This window comes from Undibacterium sp. GW821-FHT11B02 (genome assembly GCF_058808955.1).
Map to the genome: position 1 here is coordinate 458,626 of NZ_JBXASD010000003.1, position 13,985 is coordinate 472,610.

At 45.2% G+C, this 13,985-nt stretch carries 22 protein-coding genes and 1 pseudogene; 3 read left to right on the forward strand and 20 right to left on the reverse strand.

Features of this window, described 5'->3' with window-relative positions; genetic code table 11:
• Positions 1 to 32: 32 nt before the first annotated feature.
• A complete protein-coding gene (locus AC1RVX_RS08250) occupies positions 33 to 185 on the forward strand; it encodes a hypothetical protein (protein ID WP_493216087.1) in 153 nt (50 codons plus the stop codon).
• Between the two features lie 333 nt (positions 186 to 518).
• Here AC1RVX_RS08250 and AC1RVX_RS08255 read toward each other — a convergent pair whose 3' ends face one another.
• The 11 genes and pseudogenes from AC1RVX_RS08255 to AC1RVX_RS08305 all read right to left on the reverse strand — a co-directional run bounded on the left by AC1RVX_RS08255 (position 519) and on the right by AC1RVX_RS08305 (position 5,291).
• The gene (locus tag AC1RVX_RS08255; RefSeq protein ID WP_493216088.1) at positions 519 to 905 is read right to left on the reverse strand and encodes a hypothetical protein; all 387 of its coding nucleotides are present in this window, start codon (positions 903 to 905) and stop codon (positions 519 to 521) included.
• A 3-nt stretch (positions 906 to 908) separates the two neighbouring features.
• Complete coding sequence (locus AC1RVX_RS08260; RefSeq protein ID WP_493216089.1) at positions 909 to 1,445, reverse strand: hypothetical protein; 537 nt, start codon at positions 1,443 to 1,445, stop codon at positions 909 to 911.
• Positions 1,446 to 1,492: 47 nt separating this feature from the next.
• Positions 1,493 to 1,798, reverse strand: coding sequence for a hypothetical protein (locus AC1RVX_RS08265; RefSeq protein WP_493216090.1), 306 nt, complete (start codon positions 1,796 to 1,798; stop codon positions 1,493 to 1,495).
• A gap of 68 nt (positions 1,799 to 1,866) precedes the next feature.
• A pseudogene (locus AC1RVX_RS08270) lies at positions 1,867 to 2,103 on the reverse strand (IS3 family transposase); the annotation flags it as partial.
• Positions 2,081 to 2,434, reverse strand: coding sequence for a hypothetical protein (locus tag AC1RVX_RS08275; protein WP_493216091.1), 354 nt, complete (start codon positions 2,432 to 2,434; stop codon positions 2,081 to 2,083). The gene AC1RVX_RS08275 and the pseudogene AC1RVX_RS08270, both read right to left, overlap by 23 nt.
• A gap of 44 nt (positions 2,435 to 2,478) precedes the next feature.
• Positions 2,479 to 2,754, reverse strand: a complete 276-nt coding sequence (gene tnpA, locus AC1RVX_RS08280) for an IS66 family insertion sequence element accessory protein TnpA (protein ID WP_493216092.1) — start codon at positions 2,752 to 2,754, stop codon at positions 2,479 to 2,481.
• A gap of 303 nt (positions 2,755 to 3,057) precedes the next feature.
• A complete protein-coding gene (locus AC1RVX_RS08285) occupies positions 3,058 to 3,417 on the reverse strand; it encodes a hypothetical protein (protein ID WP_493216093.1) in 360 nt (119 codons plus the stop codon).
• Entirely contained in the window at positions 3,414 to 3,833 is a 420-nt protein-coding gene (locus AC1RVX_RS08290; RefSeq protein ID WP_493216094.1) for a hypothetical protein, read from the reverse strand. Before AC1RVX_RS08290 ends, AC1RVX_RS08285 begins: the two co-directional genes overlap by 4 nt.
• Positions 3,834 to 4,175 (reverse strand): hypothetical protein, encoded by a 342-nt coding sequence (locus AC1RVX_RS08295; protein WP_493216095.1) that lies wholly within the window; start codon positions 4,173 to 4,175, stop codon positions 3,834 to 3,836.
• 531 nt (positions 4,176 to 4,706) lie between these two features.
• Complete coding sequence (locus AC1RVX_RS08300; protein ID WP_493216096.1) at positions 4,707 to 4,973, reverse strand: hypothetical protein; 267 nt, start codon at positions 4,971 to 4,973, stop codon at positions 4,707 to 4,709.
• An 18-nt stretch (positions 4,974 to 4,991) separates the two neighbouring features.
• Positions 4,992 to 5,291, reverse strand: a complete 300-nt coding sequence (locus AC1RVX_RS08305; protein ID WP_493216242.1) for a hypothetical protein — start codon at positions 5,289 to 5,291, stop codon at positions 4,992 to 4,994.
• On the opposite strand from AC1RVX_RS08305, the gene AC1RVX_RS08310 reads away from it, so the two are divergent.
• On the forward strand, positions 5,285 to 5,710 hold the full coding sequence (locus AC1RVX_RS08310; protein ID WP_493216238.1) for an RNA 2'-phosphotransferase: 426 nt from the start codon (positions 5,285 to 5,287) through the stop codon (positions 5,708 to 5,710). The two genes, AC1RVX_RS08305 and AC1RVX_RS08310, sit on opposite strands and share 7 nt — an antisense overlap.
• Positions 5,711 to 5,712: 2 nt before the next feature.
• Here the strand turns inward: AC1RVX_RS08310 and AC1RVX_RS08315 are convergent, their stop codons facing one another.
• From AC1RVX_RS08315 to AC1RVX_RS08350, 8 genes are all read right to left on the reverse strand, one after another.
• Positions 5,713 to 6,138, reverse strand: coding sequence for a hypothetical protein (locus tag AC1RVX_RS08315; protein WP_493216097.1), 426 nt, complete (start codon positions 6,136 to 6,138; stop codon positions 5,713 to 5,715).
• On the reverse strand, positions 6,138 to 6,641 hold the full coding sequence (locus AC1RVX_RS08320) for a hypothetical protein (RefSeq protein ID WP_493216098.1): 504 nt from the start codon (positions 6,639 to 6,641) through the stop codon (positions 6,138 to 6,140). Before AC1RVX_RS08320 ends, AC1RVX_RS08315 begins: the two co-directional genes overlap by 1 nt.
• 47 nt (positions 6,642 to 6,688) lie before the next feature.
• Positions 6,689 to 7,144 carry a hypothetical protein gene (locus tag AC1RVX_RS08325; RefSeq protein ID WP_493216099.1) on the reverse strand — a complete coding sequence of 152 codons (456 nt, stop codon included), beginning with the start codon at positions 7,142 to 7,144 and terminating at the stop codon, positions 6,689 to 6,691.
• Positions 7,141 to 7,617 (reverse strand): hypothetical protein, encoded by a 477-nt coding sequence (locus AC1RVX_RS08330; RefSeq protein ID WP_493216100.1) that lies wholly within the window; start codon positions 7,615 to 7,617, stop codon positions 7,141 to 7,143. The genes AC1RVX_RS08325 and AC1RVX_RS08330 overlap by 4 nt, the downstream gene beginning before the upstream one ends.
• A gap of 6 nt (positions 7,618 to 7,623) precedes the next feature.
• Positions 7,624 to 8,523 carry a hypothetical protein gene (locus AC1RVX_RS08335; RefSeq protein WP_493216101.1) on the reverse strand — a complete coding sequence of 300 codons (900 nt, stop codon included), beginning with the start codon at positions 8,521 to 8,523 and terminating at the stop codon, positions 7,624 to 7,626.
• Positions 8,460 to 8,933, reverse strand: coding sequence for a hypothetical protein (locus tag AC1RVX_RS08340; protein WP_493216102.1), 474 nt, complete (start codon positions 8,931 to 8,933; stop codon positions 8,460 to 8,462). Before AC1RVX_RS08340 ends, AC1RVX_RS08335 begins: the two co-directional genes overlap by 64 nt.
• A gap of 600 nt (positions 8,934 to 9,533) precedes the next feature.
• Positions 9,534 to 10,127 (reverse strand): pentapeptide repeat-containing protein, encoded by a 594-nt coding sequence (locus AC1RVX_RS08345; RefSeq protein WP_493216103.1) that lies wholly within the window; start codon positions 10,125 to 10,127, stop codon positions 9,534 to 9,536.
• Positions 10,115 to 12,007 (reverse strand): hypothetical protein, encoded by a 1,893-nt coding sequence (locus tag AC1RVX_RS08350; protein WP_493216104.1) that lies wholly within the window; start codon positions 12,005 to 12,007, stop codon positions 10,115 to 10,117. The genes AC1RVX_RS08345 and AC1RVX_RS08350 overlap by 13 nt, the downstream gene beginning before the upstream one ends.
• A 104-nt stretch (positions 12,008 to 12,111) precedes the next feature.
• Here AC1RVX_RS08350 and AC1RVX_RS08355 point away from each other — a divergent pair, with 104 nt between their 5' ends.
• Positions 12,112 to 12,270, forward strand: coding sequence for a hypothetical protein (locus AC1RVX_RS08355; protein ID WP_493216105.1), 159 nt, complete (start codon positions 12,112 to 12,114; stop codon positions 12,268 to 12,270).
• Positions 12,271 to 12,332: 62 nt separating this feature from the next.
• On the opposite strand, the gene AC1RVX_RS08360 is transcribed toward AC1RVX_RS08355, so the two are convergent.
• Positions 12,333 to 13,436, reverse strand: coding sequence for a transglycosylase SLT domain-containing protein (locus AC1RVX_RS08360; protein ID WP_493216106.1), 1,104 nt, complete (start codon positions 13,434 to 13,436; stop codon positions 12,333 to 12,335).
• Positions 13,437 to 13,985 lie beyond the last annotated feature (549 nt).

A 13,985-nucleotide genomic window follows, 5' to 3' on the forward strand; every position in this document is an offset into this window, starting at 1 on the left:
GATCACGGCCATTATTATCAGCGAGTGATGGCATGGAGATACCCGCCAGCAAGCTGGCGAATAAATGGGGCAGGAAAATCCTGATATGGGGGATGGGGCGCATGAAGTCCGGGCAAAATAAATTGAACAGGTTTGCTGCTCCCCGCCATGACTATGCAGGCATAGGGAACAAGGGCTTCATGTAATCATGAAAATACTTTTTTTGCAAGATGCAAGGTATCAAAAATTCAATGCGTTACACACGTCTTGGCAATCAAGGCAGCTTAGAACATGAGTGTCCGCTATTGACAGTACACCTCAGTGCTTCGGGTGTTTGGGCTGTTTATTTTTTATTTAATTTCTCATGCAACAAACGATTTACCTCTTCTGCACTATCAAAGATAGGACTTACGCAAAATTGTCCCAGCAAGGCGTCAGCGACGAAGACAGTACTTTAGTACGACTAGGAGCTGCAACGCAGCTGGGGCGGTTTTGCGTAAGTCCTAAAAGAAATATATCGGTTCAAATTCTAGATCCCATCAATTGATGGTCGTACACTCAACTTTTCTAGCTAAAATACCAATGGATGACTCATGACCCCGTACAATGAAGTGTTGCATGTTCTTGACGACAGGAAGAAGGCTCTTTCCGAATTCTTGAACATAAGAATCCAGAAAACAGTCCACCCATGAGCTATTGCCAATCTGCATAAATAGATATTTACCTGAAATATGTCGATCAAAATCGTCGTTTATCCGCGCTTGCGTCACGCCGATAAATGTAAGCTGAATCCGTTTTTCGGAAACATCTTTCTGCATTTGTACATTTAAGTCAATAGTCCACCGCCCTTCTTCTTCACCATAAAATTTCAATTTTGTTCCATAAGCACTCGGAATCAATTCAAATGGATATGTGATTTCGTTCATTGTTTATTCTCCAAGAATTTTCACGATATAGGCAGGAGGTGTTTGCCTCGTACTACCAAGAGGTCTTACTCCAATCTGCGGGGATGGTTTGAAATTCATTTCACGTAACCTTTGCATCACTGCAAAAATATTATCTGAATTTCCCAAATCTTTGCTGATCGCGCTCGTAATATCAACTATATTTGTAGGCGAATGGCCCGCTTCACTTAAAGCAGTAAGTGAGCGATTGTTGACAGCTACCCTCTGTCCACCCCACCGAATGGTATTGATTTGAATATCGCTAACGGCAATCTCGCCAGATCGGATGGATTTAGCGACATCACTAACTAACGCCCCTTTAAAACGACCGGCATTACTGAATTCAGGTGAAACACCAATTTGCCCAAATTGAACAGACCCGCTAGCCGGTGCTGCAGACTTTTGATTAAACATAGTTAAGTCTGCTGCTTGTTGCTCAAGGGTCGCCAATTGCACCGCATCACGCACAGCACTTATTTTACCAGCCTTACTCCAAGCATTAGCCCCTCCTGCGGCAGCCATGGTTGCATCGGTTCCATACTGCCCGAAGCGTTGTGCGTCATTCCTGGTTAACTATTGATGCCTTCAACATCAAGATAGAGTCGAGCCCGAACGTATAAACCCGCAATCAACTCAATTTCAAGCTGACCATCGTCGCCTTCACATTGCAATGTTTCCGACGGAAGCTTTCCCAGTGACATTGCTTCAGCACGTAAAGTCGAAAAATTCTCGGATAGAAGACTACCTGGCACAATCCCACCAACCCCTCCTTTAAACGTGACCAAGAAATCTCCATCCCCTCCCCGTCGCACTTTAAAATCGGGCAAGTGAGCAACGACTGACAATAAACTTTGCTCACAATCGGTTTGGCTCAATTCGCGCGAATCCGGCCAAACTACACATGTGAGCTTCCCTCGGTAATTAGTTCACCACCAGGTGAATGTCATGCAGCCAGATTCTCTTGATTTTGTTTCTTCATCCAATCTTCCAGATGTTGAACCGGCGAGCGGTAACCTAATGTTGAGTGCTGGCGGGTTCGATTATAAAACACTTCAATATATTCAAAGCTTGCTGCCTTCATTGCATCATGGGTTGTATAACGAATTCCATGATAACGCTCATTCTTGAAACTATTAAACCAGCTCTCGGTGGGTGCATTATCCCAACAATTTCCTTCCTTCAGCAAGATCAACAACTGCTTCGAAAATAGTAATCACGACACTTGGTACGTTTGAAATAACGTACCGTTTCTCATTTGTTTCTGGGTCAATTCGGGCCAGAATATATCCACCATTCTTAGTCTCTTCCCATGAGTCCCCGTTAGCTAACGCTGAAGATGGGCCTGCTGTGAAGGAGAACCGCCAACGACGAGCACCTTCATTATGTCCGCCGTAGGTCGTATGTGTACGGAACCAACTTGGCCAAGCTTCTTTTGGATGAATTTCAAGAAAGGAATCCCAAAAGAGTTGGAAGGCATTATCAAATTCTTGCCCTAATTCGTTATTTTTCATCTCAATTTCCGCCAAATTTTTTTGCCCACTTCGCACGAGCAATTTCAGTAAGCGTGCTGCCGTCTGGCCAGGCAACAGGCAAGGTCGTTGGCAAGGTAATACGTCAACCGCCAAGGCTGGTGATGCTCAGGCAGGTGGTAGGTGCAGATGGGGTAGATGCATAGACTTGTGGGCTGACAGGTTGAATACGCAATGCGCCAGTAAGCAAAACGCTTGATATCGAGCGCATGCTGGCGAACAAATGTCGCCAGTCGCAAACTGCTTTGATGCCATTGATTGATTCGCTCTTGCCACAAGGCTCTGCATTCTTCTCGTGTCATCCTGATTTCCTCAGTTTAAAAAACTGAAGTATCATCAAACTGAATATCAATTCATAGATGGGACGGGTGTTCGCTTACGTCGAATCTATTCATGGCCAGCAAACACAATTGCGCATGCAAAAGACTATACGCGATAAATCACACAAGAGCAGGTAAGCATAAGAGGAATCGACCACAATTTCTCCTAAAGTTATATTCTTGCCCATACATTTTTATTTCAAAAACACATGCTTTTGAAGTTCAAGAAAATTAGAACTTAATCAGATGCTCCCTGTAATACATCAACGCATCACATCATACAAACTATGCCTTAGGTGGCAATGCTAAGACCGCATATTCTAACTCTGTGGGTAATGGAGTTAGCATAGCGTGATTTACTGGCAATACTACCCCCTTCCATTCAGCAGGAACGAAACTAGATGCATGTTCATACGTACCACAATTTGCACACCACGACCAATAACTGCCTCGACCAATGAACGACCTTCCTTGTAATACTGCCGGTTGGCTTTTCTCAAGATGGTAATACTGACGCAATTTGGTCACACCACAAACAGGACAAGGCAATCCTATAAGTATGTCAACTTGCCCATCAAAGGTAGTCTGCCATTGAGTCATTTTTTCAACTGGAACACCTTTCCAAAAATTTTCAGCGATATTCATCGTTTACCTTCTCTCCATTCTTGCAATGCATTCCCAGAACCATACGGAGTACGATTAGCAACGGAATTCGCATCACCGTGTGGTTTATGTGCGCCACGTAGATAATCACGAGCATGACTTAACTCATGAGCTATTGTATTTGCTGTTGTCTCCTGATCTACTAACGCGCCTGGCCCTACTCGAATAACCCTCCCACCTTCTGACGCATAAGTCACCCCCAACTTGCCTGGAGCAAGAGTTTCATCAAAAACAACTTCAATTTTCTGCCCCGACCCACTTAAATTTATGTTGTAATGCCCCGCAATATCTTCGACATACTTTTGAGGATTTAGTGCGTGCTCAAATGTGCGTTCAAGCGGCGTAGCTGGCGTCCCTAAACGATAGAGTGCTTCTGGATTAGCCCCATACGATGCCACCTACTCCGCATCACGCAGCGCACTTATTTTACCAGCCTTACTCCAGGCATTAGCCCCTCCTGCGGCAGCCATGGTTGCATCGGTCCCATACTGCCCAAAACGTTGTGCATCATTGCTTGGTGTCCAGGTATGCAATTGCCATGGTTGCGAATCGCGGAAGGTTTGATAGATGTCATTTGGTACCAGTCCGAATTGGTTGCCAATCGCCATGTATCCTTCGGTAGCCAACTTGGTACCCGCGATGGGTAAGTTAATTAGACCAGGGCCTATGTTCAAGATACTTTTTAACGACCCCTTGCCAGCTTCCAGCGGGTCTTTACCAGCGGCCCTGGATGCGCGCACGATCGCTTCGCCAACCGGGTCATGTACTGGTGTGTTATCTACCGGTAAGGGCCTATTTGTGTCGCGCCTTTATTGAACACGTTAACATTACCGCGAGCGCCTTCAGCAAATCGGACAGACGCGGTATCCCATACCTGCGCGGCCTGTGCGCCGGGTAAATTGTCAAATAAGTTTAGGTTATAACCATAACTAACTGCTCATCAATCATCAACTCACTAGACTCATTTTTCAAATTACTCATAATACTCATAGCAACCTCATCTATTTTCTTACGACCGCCTCACAAAAAACTCTTGTCTTGTATTTTCATCAAAGAGTACGTCCGAATCTCCCTCGCGCCGGACAAACTTTAAACTAGAGGCGATATTTTCTCCATCAACAAAGTTACTAGCCGCGCTCAAAGAAGACGCATAATCCCATCCTTCTGGCACAACGACATGCTTGATATTACTTTGAAAATATTGACAAACGGAAATAGGGCATTTCGGACTATTATTCCAATCTGCCTCCCCAAAAATGGCCCAATCACAATCAGATTGTCATACCATGTCTCTGATCTACTACAACCAAGTCCATAGCAATTGCGTCATTTTTAAAAACCAAGCCTTGCCTAACCAAATATTCAACGTAGTTCTTTACATCTGCTGGGACCATAAAACTAACAGACGCCAGTTCCCCATCGGAGCAAAGGGTTTTATTGGGAATTGAAGACATAAAATGTTCAACACCTCCAGAAAACCTCTTTACTATAGACTCACAACGAAGCACAACAGATATTGCTTCAATCAGAACCGCCATTTTTGCTCTCCAAATAAATCAAGTCCAAATTTTTTTTTGCCAGTCGATAAAAGCGCGTTCATCTGGAACATGAGCGAGTCCTTGATAGTAATGAATCCGATCTGCCATTGCATTCGCCTCCATGTGACAGAAAAAATCAACATTCTGAACAGGAATACCGAATTTTTCACAAAAAACAGGATTTGTAAAATTTGCATAATAGGCGTTCACTAACTCAACGGCGTCATCCGGCAAATACTTATAACGAGATTGAAGATGAGAAACAACTCGCTCAAATAAATAAATCTCGTCCTCGTCGGAAGATACATTCAATAGCATTTCACAACTCCTACAAACAGCTCAACTACGACATGATTCAAACCATAGTTACAAGTAGCGACAAGAAGCGCTTCACTATTTCTGAGGATGGTCTGCGCATTCGTGCCATGCAAGGACATTCCACCGAGACATTCAACATCAGTTATGTGGCGAAGCTGCCACCCGAATTTCTTTACCATGGCACCGCCACGCGTTTTATGGAATCTATTCAAAAAGTCGGACTGCTGCCCGGCTCTCGCCAGTACGTGCATCTGTCGCAAGACGAACTGACCGCGCTTGCCGTTGGCCAGAGGCATGGCAAATCAGTGGTGCTAAAAATTAAAGCCCTACTCATGTATGAACAAGGCCATAATTTTTTTCAGGCTGAGAATGATGTTTGGCTAACCAATGCCGTACCAACTCTCTTTATCATCGAATAAAATTACTCTTCCTCAGCGCGTTCCGCTTTGTAACGTGCGGATTCCTCTCCCGCGACGCGCAGCCACTCGGAAAAATTGGGCAGAAAATACCTATCAGCCCAATCAACTCGTTTTGGATTTGAATAATCGTGGAAATAGACCTTCGGATCCCCGCTTTTGTCATCGCCGTCAAAACACGCCAACACCACGTACCCGCCGTTATAAAAACCGCTCTTATCATTGATGATTGCGAAGGGGATCAATGGATTATCCGGATATTTCTGAAGCATAGCACCATAGTAATTTAGTGAACTAGGCATATTCAAGAACAAAAACCCCCATGGCTCAAGATCGGGAATATCATGACCTTGAGCCAGCTCCAAATAATGCTTCGGAAAACTGAATCCGGCGGGGAGAATAGGTGAATCGTAAAAAAATAACTTACTCATTATGGTTTTCCTTTAATGCGAGGCGAATTAGGGGAACCGTGTGGATTTGCAGTGCTAAAACTCTTCGATTGGTTATTGATGCGGGCGGTGATCGCCTCTCCCCAAGTGTTGTAGTCGTTCCAGCCGCGAGCATTTTGAATCTCTGGCGTTAACGCTTCGCCGTAGCTCCGCTCCACACCTTGAACACCAATCTTGGCCTCTCTAGCAGCAGTTATACGAGTGTTGTCCATGCTGGTAAGCTTTCCGTCTGGCATACGCACCAAGTCAACTGGATCACCCTGCCATCCTTTTTCTTTCATACTGGCGACAAGATCATCATAAGTATAGGTTTGGCCGGTTACGCGATCCACTTTATGAAACGATACCGAGCTTTGTGGTAACCGGACCTCATCAGCTGCGAACGTTGCCGTCTTTGTCCCATACGACGCCAACTGTTCTGCATCACGCAGCGCACTTATTTTACCAGCCTTACTCCAGGCATTAGCCCCTCCTGCGGCAGCCATGGTTGCATCGGTCCCATACATACCGAAGCGCTGGGCATCATTGCTGGTTAACTATTGATGCCTTCAACATCAAGATAGAGTCGAGCCCGAACGTATAAACCCGCAATCAACTCAATTTCAAGCTGACCATCGTCGCCTTCACATTGCAATGTTTCCGACGGAAGCTTTCCCAGTGACATTGCTTCAGCACGTAAAGTCGAAAAATTCTCGGATAGAAGACTACCTGGCACAATCCCACCAACCCCTCCTTTAAACGTGACCAAGAAATCACCATCCCCTCCCCGTCGCACTTTAAAATCGGGCGAGTGAGCAACGACTGACAATAAACTTTGCTCGCAATCGGCTTGGCTCAATTCGAGCGAATCCGGCCAAACTACACATGTTCCGTTTTTGAACATCGTAAAGCGTCTATTACCCAAGTATTTGGACAAATACTCTGCTGTCCATTTAATGTCAGGAACAATCGTTGGCTTCCATGACGGTCTTGCAAAATTTGTCTTCATGTTGATTTTCTGAAAATATCTTCTACCCATATGGCTGGGCGAGGCAAAACGCTATTACATTTTGGACAGCAAGTTTGTGGAATTGCCATCGCTTCTAACTCTGCGTCATTGCGATCTGGCCAATAAAATAAACTACCCTCAATCGGATTTGCTGCCATTCCACTCCAATCGCAATGTCCACAACTCAATTTCTCAATTTGAACACGTTGAAGTTTATTCTGCATTTTTAGAAGCGGCACTATCAACCAAGAAGCAATTTTTCCATATCGATATAGTCCCAACGAAAATTCATCTATATGGCTTTCAACAAAATCAAGATTTTTCTCAAATAATTTTTTCATCCCTTCAGAATAGAGCGGCAGGTCATCCAAGACGGGATCATTGACGAGCATGGCCCAGCCGGCTTTCGTCGGAATTATCGTCGGCTGACCATCAACAAAAATTTCTATTAACTCTGGGTGCGGTAAATTCATAATAAGTCACTGTCCCAATGGTTTTAGATAATTAGTCCCATAGCGTACGAGATATTCTCGCTCGCCGGATGTTGTCAATGTTTGCTGCAGTATGCTTGACCTCGGCACCATACCGCCGTAGACAGGTCCACCGTTCGCAAATTTTTTTGCCTTAGCAAGATTGTCAGTCAGTGATACGAAGGTTCGTTCTAAACCACCATTCGCACGACTAATTTCAAGCCCTAATGCCGAGTGATTTTCAACATAGGATGCTTCATTTCCGAAAATATCAATCCATTTTTGATGTGTTTCGGAAGCATGATTGTAAGCCTTTTCAAGGCTTCCTGTTTCAACATAGGCACGATTGGTCGCGTCACTAAGTATATGTCCCGATTCGTTGAAGTTCGCGTTTTCGAGATAGCGATCAGTCCCCCGGTACATCTGTACCATATCACCGCTACTATTCGCCCCATACGACGACAACTGTTCTGCATCACGCAGCGCACTTGTTTTACCAGCCTTACTCCAGGCATTAGCCCCTCCTGCGGCAGCCATGGTTGCATCGGTCCCATACTGCCCAAAGCGTTGCGCATCATTGCTTGGTGTCCAGGTATGCAATTGCCATGGTTGCGAATCGCGGAAGGTTTGATAGATGTCATTTGGTACCAGTCCGAATTGGTTGCCAATTGCCAGGTATCCTTCGGTAGCCAACTTGGTACCCGCGATGGGTAAGTTAATTAGACCAGGGCCTATGTTCAAGATACTTTTTAACGACCCCTTGCCAGCTTCCAGCGGGTCTTTACCAGCGGCCCTGGATGCGCGCACGATCGCTTCGCCAACCGGGTCATGTACTGGTGTGTTATCTACCGGTACCCACTCAGTTCCTGAATAGTTACCCATCGCATCATAGATTGGGTGTAATTCCATTGCTGGGGTATCATTCCCTCCGCCAGGACGGTAGGTAATTGGTCCTGTTTATAGGCGCAGGTAGACGCGCATTCGCCACGGGCAAAGGTATGTAACTGATGCTGATTGATGCGCCACTGAAACTGGTAGGCGATCTCTGGCGCGATGCCGGATGCGCCGGGGATATCGATCAGTTCGATTTCTTTCAAATCTGGATGTGCTGCCAGCGCCGCATCAAGCGCGGCAATATGGTCACGTGTGAGTGAACCGGTCACCAGATGGCGAGTATAGGCAGAATGGGGAGTAAGAGGAGCTGCAGCTGTCGCCTGATCAGCTTTGCTATTGTCGGCGAGTGACGGCATGGATATACCCGCCAGCAAGCTGGCGAATAAATGCGGAAGGAAGTACCTGAAGTGGCGGGTGATCTGCATGAAGTCCGGGCAAATAAAATAAATAGGACTTACGCAAAACCGCCCCAGCTGCGTTGCAGCTCCTCTCCTAGGAGCCGCGTACTGTTCGTACTGTCTTCGTCGCTACGGTGTAGTCGGGGTTTCAGACAATATATTGCCTGCCGACGTAACAAACCTCCCCTGCAAGGGAGGTTTCCTAAAAGCGATAGGTGTAGTCGGGGTTTCAGGCAACATGTTGCCTGCCGACGTAACAAACCTCCCCTGCAAGGGAGGTTTCCTGGAAGCGATAGCCTTGCTGGGACAATTTTTCGTAAGTCCTAATAAACAGGCTTGCTGTTCCCCACCATGACTATGCCAGCATGAAGAACAAGGGCTTCATGTAATCATGAAAATACTTTTTTTGCAAGATGCAAGGTATCAAAAATTCAATGCGTTACACGCGTCTTGGCAATCAAGGCAGCTTAGAACATGAGTATCCGCTATTGACAGTACACCTCAGTGCGCACTATCGAGTTGATTTTGACGGACATAGTGCTGAATATGCCTGCCCTGAAGTCCGTCGCGAAGGCTAGCAGTTTTATTTACTCGCACCAAACTTAGCGCATTTCATTAACAGGCTAATTAACACCATTCAATATTATGAAACATACATTCTTTATTCAACGTATTCCAAAAAGCCTTATCCCTTACATCGAGCTTCACCGAATAAAATTGACAATTCATGAATATCGCCCCTTTAAAATTTACATTTCTTAAATCTGAAGAGAAAAACTTTGCGTCATCAAATTTTGCACTTTCAAAAGATGTGCCAGTTGCTACGACACCTTCGAACGTTGAATTTCGAATTTCAGCGCCCTTAAAATTACAATTCAACATTTTCGCATTCCAAAAACAACTTTCACAAATATTTGCACATTCAAAATTAGCAAAAGTCAGGTCAACGTCTTGAAAAGGCCCTTCCAGCTTTGAATATCCAAAATTCCCCCATCGAATATCTGTATCAAACAATAAAAAATGGTTCAACGTCAAATGTTGCATATCGATTCCTCGAAGATCACTGATTAGATTAGCTTGGTCGTCAATAGCATTTCTTTTCTTTTCAATGGAGTCCAAAAAAAATCTCTGTTGAAAAATTTCTTTGAGTCGTCGCCTTCCATCTGCAGTATTCCATCTTGCACGTAAAAATTCCTGATCATTCACATTTATTTCATCCATAGTACCCCCATATCTTTTATTTTCCCTTGTGCATCTTTATAAAAAAGTCGGGCATTTTTAAGATGTTTATTTGCATCCCTACTTATTACAGAGAATTCAATTTCATTAAAATATTTTTTCTGACTTATTAAATTTTTACGCGGCTCTGAAAGCTTCCATTGATTATCTTCAAAAATTTTATCGATGTTATATCCTATTTGTCCCGAAGTTTCGAACCGAACGAAATAACTGTCAGGGTCTCCATTGGATATGAAATTTTTGAGCGGAATTTCAGCATTTCCAGAAACACCTCGATATTTACTTGGTTCATATGAACTCAGCAAGGCGGTTGAATCCGGATACTTATGATCCCAGAAATTGGCATTATTCCCTTTCTGTTCAAATCCATTTTGAACTATGTTCTTGATCGCAGCAAGCGGGTCACTAACATTTCCTAAGTCCTGTCCAGTATAACCATTGGCTTTGACGATCCATTGCTTTTTTATAGCATCATCTCCCGTGATAAACAACGGAATTGAATCAGTTCCTGTTTTTGTGTCTTTCAGCAAAATGTAAGGAGTAGTATCAACACTTTCAACTATACGTGGCCCTATAAAATAAGGAGATTTTTCATCACCGTTGTATGTAGCTGCGCGAGAATTATTAGCATGAGCAATCCTGGCTTCTTGAGCCAAGAGCGCAGATTCTTTCGCCATCGCTCCACCGGCAAAGTTTGCTGCAACGCATAGCCACCAATCAGGGGAAGTTACAGCATCACCCCAAGCATTTCCGAAATGCCGCGCAGTCGCGCCAAATTCACCATCAGCCAAAGATACAGCGGCTGCATTACCTTCTTTAATATAACCAGGTGCTGCATCTAAGTCCGCTTTCATTCGATAACCCACTGCTGACTGCAAGAATTTAGATAGGTCATCAACGCCAATTACATAATCTGTTCTTTTCGCTACCGTATTATATGCAGTATAAAAGGCCGGACCGTTACTTACTCTTTTACCATCTTCAAGTTCATAGTTTGCAACTATTTGATATACATCTCGCGATTGCATGTTATCAACGGTCGACTGATATTTAGGCAATGAGTCACGAACATTTTTAAACAGACTAATCCCTGAGGACTTCTTTACTATAGTAGTTCCCGCAGGCATCCCATTCTTACCTTGAGGGGTATCCAGGAATTCGATGCCTGGGTAATCATCATAACTTCCAGTCATCTGCACTCGATAATCATCGCCGTATAAAGTTTGCGCAGGTACTTCACTGTGAACAGAAAAATCCATACCTTCGCCTGGCTTAGCTAAGCCATATGGACTAGTCCCGGCGCCAGTATTTTTTTCAGCCAAGCTGTCGCGCAGGGCATTCCCAACCGCATCAGGCTTGATTCCCTTTACTCTGTCGATTTCATTGCGTAGCTCTGGGCTGATGACGCGTGCTTTACTTTCCTGCGGTGGGTCCGGTATTTCCTCTGGTGTTTGTTTATCTTCTGGGACGTTATGCCTGTCGCCCGCTTCTTCTGCATCATCGTCGGATGAAGATGGGGAGGTGTCAGAGCTGGCATTGTCCCGGGCCAGCAGATCTGCACCCGGCGGGCGTGAAATAATGCCGGTGCCGCCGGCAATGTGCATGGCGAGCTGACGGAGAAAATCGTCGATGACATTTGTTTTCTGGGCCAATGCCTCTTGCTGGACGTCTGTTTGTGGATAGGCGTGTTCTGGTATTTGTTCAGTACCGACGTTGTCATCGGCATAGGGGTCAATCGAATAAGGAACTCTGTAGCTTGCGTACATCCTGTATTTCCTCTTGCGTTTGCTCAACAGGTGACTACCGCGCCTTGCTTTGTCTGGCGCGCTGTTTTGTTGGGCATCGATGGGTAACTGCATCATGTGGCATCAGGTTAAAATCTGTTCACATCTGATAACAGATGACGCGTAGTTGGCGTGGTTTACTGGGTAGTCGCTATTGTTGTAGCGATGTCAGCGAGTGATGCATGGATATATCCGCCAGCAAGCTGGCGACCGAACGAGGCAGGGCAAGCCTGTGGTGGCAGGGAGACCGGTATGAAGCCTGGGTGAATGAAGTGAACAGGTTGACTACTCCCCTGCCTGGCGATGCGAGCGTGGGGAGTAAGGGCTTCATGCAGTCATGAAAATACTTTTTTTGCAGGATGCTGAAAAAAAGGGGATAACTGCAATTAAATTGAGCAAGGTTCTATTGCTCTTTTTTTCTGTAATTCAATACCTTTTGAGCATATTCCGAAACTTCCTTCAACTTGGCCTTAATTGCCCATTGCTCTGCTTTTTCTTCTGAGGCACCAGGATTGCCTGGGTTATAGGGATTATTGTCACCTCCCCCACCTGTCAGGTAATAGCTGTATATTTTTGTTTTTTTTATCGCTGGCTCAAGATATTTTGGATCCAATACAACCGATGTTGGGTCGCTCTGATGGTCTGCTCTGGCTTTTTCGAGGGCATCGTTGATTGTACCCGGACCGGCGTTATAGGCAGCAAAAGACAATTTTTCAAAATTCGGGTCACTGCTTGGAATGTTGATTAACTTTCTGATGTCCTGGAAAGCATAGGCACCAACCAGAATATTCACCTCTGGGTCTGATCTGTATTTTTCAAAGTCTTTGTATTGACTCAACTCTTTATGATTTTTTACGGTACCCGTCCAGGTAGGCCCATAAATCTGCATGACACCACTTGGGGCTACAGCGCTTTCCCCTGAACGAGCAATGGCAGGATTTTTCTCCCCCCCTGATTCCGTTTTGGCAATGGCTCTCAGACTTGCTCCATCAACGCCAGTCTTTTCTACAGCAGAATCAAAATAGGGTCTGTATCCATCAATTATTTTAAAACCGTTTCCATTGGAATTAGGTAATTTACTGAGTTCAACTGACGGTAGCGGCTGCGTATCATCTTTCTTGGGCGACGACAATTGGTCAATTTTCTGGACAATGCTGCTGATGTCGTCGTGCAGTTTTTTCGTACTTCTTCTATCCAGCTCTTCATCATCAGGTTCGCCCTTGCTGTCAAAACGCCTTTCGTTAAAATCGGTATCTCTTGGCGTGTCTGGTTTCAAGAGATCAAAGAAATGGCGGGCTGTTGCTGCCGCAATTTCTTCTTTGAATGCCTGGGCTTCTTCCGGTGTACGTTGTTGTGCTGCTTCGTAGCGGGAATCTGTAAACTCTCTTTCGCCAGCTGGCGCATTTAGCCGGTCAGCAATTTTTTTGGCTTTGTCATACAGGCCACTGACATTCACATTGCCAGCATCGAGCCGGCGATTGAATGCGGCAAATTCCGGGGTATTCACGTCGTCCTGCAGTTCATCGTCAGGTATGCCTGCGGATTGCATATGATCGATTTCGTCCTGGTTTCTGGTCGCCAGCAGGTAGGCCGCGTATCTGTCTTTCAGCGAAGCTGCTGAACCTGCGCTTGCATTATTGGGCGAGGTGTCAGTCACTGGATTTTCAGAAGAGCTATTTTTAACGCCACGCAGTTTATTAATTTCTTCCTGAATCGCTGGCATGTTGATACGCCCATCACTGTCCCGCCCTGACCCGGACGAGTCCCCGGAAGTTTGCATTTCATCTGGAATGTCATAGGCAGAATCGGAAGATGATGGGTAGCTGCTGTCACTATCATTTACCAGTGACAGCAAATTAGTACCTGGTGCCTTAGAAATAATGCCTTCGCCAAGTGGAACGCTCATGGCGAGCGTACGGATCAATTCGTCAACGGAATTGTTCTTATTCTGAAGTAAATCCCCTTGCTGGTCTTGCCTTGCTGCGTCGTATTGCGGATCACCATCCTGCGCTTGTTCAGGCATTTGATCTGCATCCCCATTTTCGTCTTCGGCATA

Coding starts and splice junctions, on each gene's coding strand:
- AC1RVX_RS08350 (WP_493216104.1), bottom strand. CDS start 12,007: ATGATGCAGTTACCCATCGATGCCCAACAAAACAGCGCGCCAGACAAA.
- AC1RVX_RS08340 (WP_493216102.1), bottom strand. CDS start 8,933: ATGCAGATCACCCGCCACTTCAGGTACTTCCTTCCGCATTTATTCGCC.
- AC1RVX_RS08345 (WP_493216103.1), bottom strand. CDS start 10,127: ATGGATGAAATAAATGTGAATGATCAGGAATTTTTACGTGCAAGATGG.
- AC1RVX_RS08300 (WP_493216096.1), bottom strand. CDS start 4,973: ATGGCGGTTCTGATTGAAGCAATATCTGTTGTGCTTCGTTGTGAGTCT.
- tnpA (WP_493216092.1), bottom strand. CDS start 2,754: ATGACACGAGAAGAATGCAGAGCCTTGTGGCAAGAGCGAATCAATCAA.
- AC1RVX_RS08275 (WP_493216091.1), bottom strand. CDS start 2,434: ATGAAAAATAACGAATTAGGGCAAGAATTTGATAATGCCTTCCAACTC.
- AC1RVX_RS08305 (WP_493216242.1), bottom strand. CDS start 5,291: ATGCTATTGAATGTATCTTCCGACGAGGACGAGATTTATTTATTTGAG.
- AC1RVX_RS08260 (WP_493216089.1), bottom strand. CDS start 1,445: ATGGCTGCCGCAGGAGGGGCTAATGCTTGGAGTAAGGCTGGTAAAATA.
- AC1RVX_RS08335 (WP_493216101.1), bottom strand. CDS start 8,523: ATGGAATTACACCCAATCTATGATGCGATGGGTAACTATTCAGGAACT.
- AC1RVX_RS08255 (WP_493216088.1), bottom strand. CDS start 905: ATGAACGAAATCACATATCCATTTGAATTGATTCCGAGTGCTTATGGA.
- AC1RVX_RS08320 (WP_493216098.1), bottom strand. CDS start 6,641: ATGGCTGCCGCAGGAGGGGCTAATGCCTGGAGTAAGGCTGGTAAAATA.
- AC1RVX_RS08355 (WP_493216105.1), top strand. CDS start 12,112: ATGGATATATCCGCCAGCAAGCTGGCGACCGAACGAGGCAGGGCAAGC.
- AC1RVX_RS08285 (WP_493216093.1), bottom strand. CDS start 3,417: ATGAATATCGCTGAAAATTTTTGGAAAGGTGTTCCAGTTGAAAAAATG.
- AC1RVX_RS08330 (WP_493216100.1), bottom strand. CDS start 7,617: ATGAATTTACCGCACCCAGAGTTAATAGAAATTTTTGTTGATGGTCAG.
- AC1RVX_RS08250 (WP_493216087.1), top strand. CDS start 33: ATGGAGATACCCGCCAGCAAGCTGGCGAATAAATGGGGCAGGAAAATC.
- AC1RVX_RS08325 (WP_493216099.1), bottom strand. CDS start 7,144: ATGAAGACAAATTTTGCAAGACCGTCATGGAAGCCAACGATTGTTCCT.
- AC1RVX_RS08315 (WP_493216097.1), bottom strand. CDS start 6,138: ATGAGTAAGTTATTTTTTTACGATTCACCTATTCTCCCCGCCGGATTC.